This is a genomic window from Cryomorpha ignava, assembly GCF_010686655.1.
In the GTDB taxonomy this organism is placed as follows: Bacteria; Bacteroidota; Bacteroidia; order Flavobacteriales_D; family Cryomorphaceae; genus Cryomorpha; species Cryomorpha ignava.
In genome coordinates, this window is record NZ_JAAGVY010000097.1 from 1 (window position 1) to 3,757 (window position 3,757).

2 protein-coding genes are annotated in these 3,757 nt (G+C 43.0%); both read right to left on the reverse strand.

Going from position 1 to position 3,757, the window contains the following annotated elements:
- Positions 1–1,510 (reverse strand): hypothetical protein (locus tag G3O08_RS20405; RefSeq protein WP_163287300.1); only part of this gene is annotated, 1,510 nt, incomplete at its 3' end.
- A 70-nt stretch (positions 1,511–1,580) separates the two neighbouring features.
- Positions 1,581–3,757: T9SS type A sorting domain-containing protein (locus G3O08_RS20410; RefSeq protein ID WP_163287301.1), on the reverse strand; the 2,177-nt coding region annotated here is incomplete at its 5' end.

Genomic DNA, 3,757 nt, shown 5'->3' on the forward strand with positions numbered 1-3,757 from the left:
TATACCCAGCTTGGTTGGGAATACTGTCGTATGTAAAAAGAGAGACTGGCAGCGGACAATAACAAGAATCTGAACCAAACTTGGCGATAAAACCCTCTTGAGTCCCGGTTTGGTTGTAGAGGGTGCCATCGCCAACGTGCAACTGACCGCTAAACTTACCACCGACGTAAAAATTGCCTTGGTTGTCGGAGGTAAGGAGAGAAGGGATTTCAACACCTAGGGGTGAACTGGTTAAGCTATGGAAGCTTTCGGGCAAACCGGAGCCGGAAGCATCGAAAAAAGAAAGAAAAACATTATAGCCTTGGCTACCATTACCTGTATTGTCTTCGATTATATCTCCCCAAGAAAAAAGACCACCCCAGTGACCAGCCACTGCCACCGTGTTATTTGCATAGACTACTGCATCTCCGCTATTCGCATTTGTTCCTGAAGCATTAGTAGCATAAACTACATTTCCAGATGAATCTATTTTAGCAAAAATAGGAAACCCGCTATTTCCTAAAGTATTTTGAAATGTAAAATCACCAAAGCTATAGCCACTTGCGGAGCCCCCTGTCACATAAACATTTTCCAATTCATCAACAGTAGGTTTTCCAAAGAATCTTGATCCACTATTACCAGAAGAGCCCGTATCATCTGTCGATACCCTCCAGTTCACAAACCCAGAACTATCAAATTGGACGACATAATTATTGGCGGTTACTTCCTCACCGCCGAAAATAGCAACATCGTCGGAATATCCTGAGAAATAAAAACGTCCGGTATAGTGGTCTCTGATTAGATTACTACTAACCAAAGTTCCGCCGGAATAATACATATCTAAATGCACTCCACCCGTGAAATTGCCTTGACCATCGTATTTTAAAATGTAAATATCTTCACCATCGTTTACGGTTCCCGGAAAGGTAGCTTCAAAGGCTCCGCCGCTATAGGTTCCGATGGGTAGCTTGCTGTATACGTAACAATCTCCATTAGGTGCTACTTCCAGATCACGACCCCCAGCCAATTGCAAATCACTGGGATTGATAACTACCGTATCTTCGGGCATGTGCATCCATTGAAAATCTCCTTCCGTATTGTATTTGACCAAGAGCATGGCTTTTCGATTAGAGATGATGGTAGTGTCTGAATCAATGTCCAAACTATAGTTTGCCAAACGACCGCCATTAACGTTACTTAGTAAATATACCCCACCGAGGGTATCCGTTCCCAATCCCCAAGTTTGATCACTACTCGAACCTCCTATAATCTTTGTCCAGCGGTGTGTTCCGTCACAGTCAAAGCTTGTCAATGCTGCATCACTTGATCCATTACTTACAAAAAGTTCTCCATCTATTTCGTAATTATCTTGCAATGACCAAGTAACATAAGAATTCCCGTATGTATCAATTGCAATACTTTTGGCATTAAACCGCACTTCCTGACCCCATTGCCAATCGGGTTGAGCGAAAAGATTTGTGGCAAAAAATAGAAAAAGAAGGATATATAATGAATGTTTTAATTTTTTCATGATTGTGGAATTTAAAAAGTAGAATAAATATCTTCCGGTACGGTTTTAAAACCGCACCGGAAGATAAAAATTAAGGAGCAACAGAGAGTTTGCTTTGGGCAATAATGCGCCCATCCTGTCTAAGGCAGATTTGATAAAGCCCACTTACAAAATCACCCAATTGCAAAGAGATACTACCAACATCGTTTTGAGGTCTAAGCGTTTTAACTCTCCTTCCGGTCAAATCATATATTTCAATCGTTTTTTGGCTTTCGCTTTCAGTAAAACGGTATTGAATACGCGTTTGATTTGTAGCAGGATTTGGTATAAGCAAGATTTCCGGTTCAAGTTGTTCTTTATTTTGGTTGAATGTATTCGCCTGGAATTCAAACTCATTTGGCGAAGTTCCGTTTGCAATCAATCCTTGAGAACCGGAAGCTGAACAGCTATCGCTAAGATACATGGCATCGCTGGTTATTTGGCAATACCCATTGTCTAAAATAAGGTTGATGCTATCGGGTCCAAAATTTGAGAAACCTAAAGGGTGGTTTCCCGAACCTGTCGATACGTCAACACCATTCACCTGGTAGCTCCAATACGCAAACGGATTATAGGGACCTACAATTACAGCCTGGCCGGCACATGTTGTTATGTCATTACCGTCACGCAAATCATCTGTACAAAAGCAACCGGTTGGAAAATTCCACATATATTCCTGTGGCGAATGCGGAACAGATATTTCATTGCTGCTTGTACATCCACTGTTGCTGGTAAAATAAACTTCGAATAGGCCGCCCATATACCCATTTACGGCAGATCCGGTGCTTCCATTGCTCCAATTGTAGGTGCCGCTTTGGGCATTGGTAGCTGTAAGCGATACCACATAAGGCTCGCAGCTCGTAATATTAAATGATACGGCCGGTGTATCAACAGGGCTTGCCACCGTTACGGTATAAGGCACACTTACACCATCACATCCGTTCTGGGTAGCTGTAAGAATATAGGTGTATGTACCGACCGGTAGTGTTTGAAACAGAGTAGAACCCGAACCTACAACACCTCCCGGGCTGCGCTCCCACTCAAGGCTTAGTCCCGATGCTGCATTTATGGAGCTTGTAAGTGTAAAAGGTACGCTATCGCACTGGGCAGGGTTGCCGATAATAGTGGGCGTTGGTAATGGTGTAAAATAAATAGATACCGGCTCCGATGGTACCTGACAGCCATATTGATCTGAACCCATTACCCAATAATCACCTCCTTGGGTAACATCAAAACTTGAAGAAGTCACAATCGGGGTGATAGGTATGCTTCCCTGATACCAAGTGAAATTTGGTGGGGTTGGAAAACCAAGATTAAAATATGTCAAGCTTATCGGCGTTCCAATACAAACCGGCGGTGCAGGGCTGATTAAAAGGGTAGGTTTCGTTCCGTTCCATAACCCATTATCCTCAATCTCAATAGTTTGTTGGGTACTATCGACACAACCCATGCTGCTGGTAGCGGTGAGGGTGATAGTAAATTGTCCTGAAGGAGGTAAAGAACCATAAACTTTATCCGGATTGGGTTGATAATTAGTAGGGCCTTCGTCAAAATTCCAAAGATAATTTAGACCTGTTGCCGGTGTACTTAAGTTATTCAAGTGCACCACCACATCATTAATACAAGCCGGTTCAAAAGGAGAAACAATCTCAAAATCGGCATCAGGCTTATCAGGCAAGTTTACGCTTACAATCGTAGTGCAAGGAGGCGCAGCTGTCGTAAGGGTGCTGTATATAATCTCTCTGAATTGGTAATCACCGGCAGGTAGTTGTACATCTGCAGACAGGACTGAATTGCCGGCTACAATCGTTTGCCAAGGATTTGTTCCTTCTTTATAGGCATAGCTATTATACATGCTACCCACTTCCAAAGGGAAAATATTTGAGTGGTCGTAAAGTGTAACATCATATAAACTTCCGCTGCCACAGCTTACGCTATAGTACATATCCCCCACAAAGGGTATATACACAGATTGATTAAATCTCTTCGTGCATGAGTCAGTGACAACAACATAATTAAATGGATACACACCGGCTTCTTCAAAGCTCGCAGACGCCGTGGCAGTGGTGCCCAGTGTAGGGCTGGGATTTATCGCTTGCGGCGGAAAAATCCAGGTTTCACTAAGAATATTATAGTTATAGGGGTTGTACTGAATATTTGCCTGCCCGGTAGCACAATCGATAAAACTACTATTTGATGCCACCAGTGTCGGACCCTGACAACCGGATC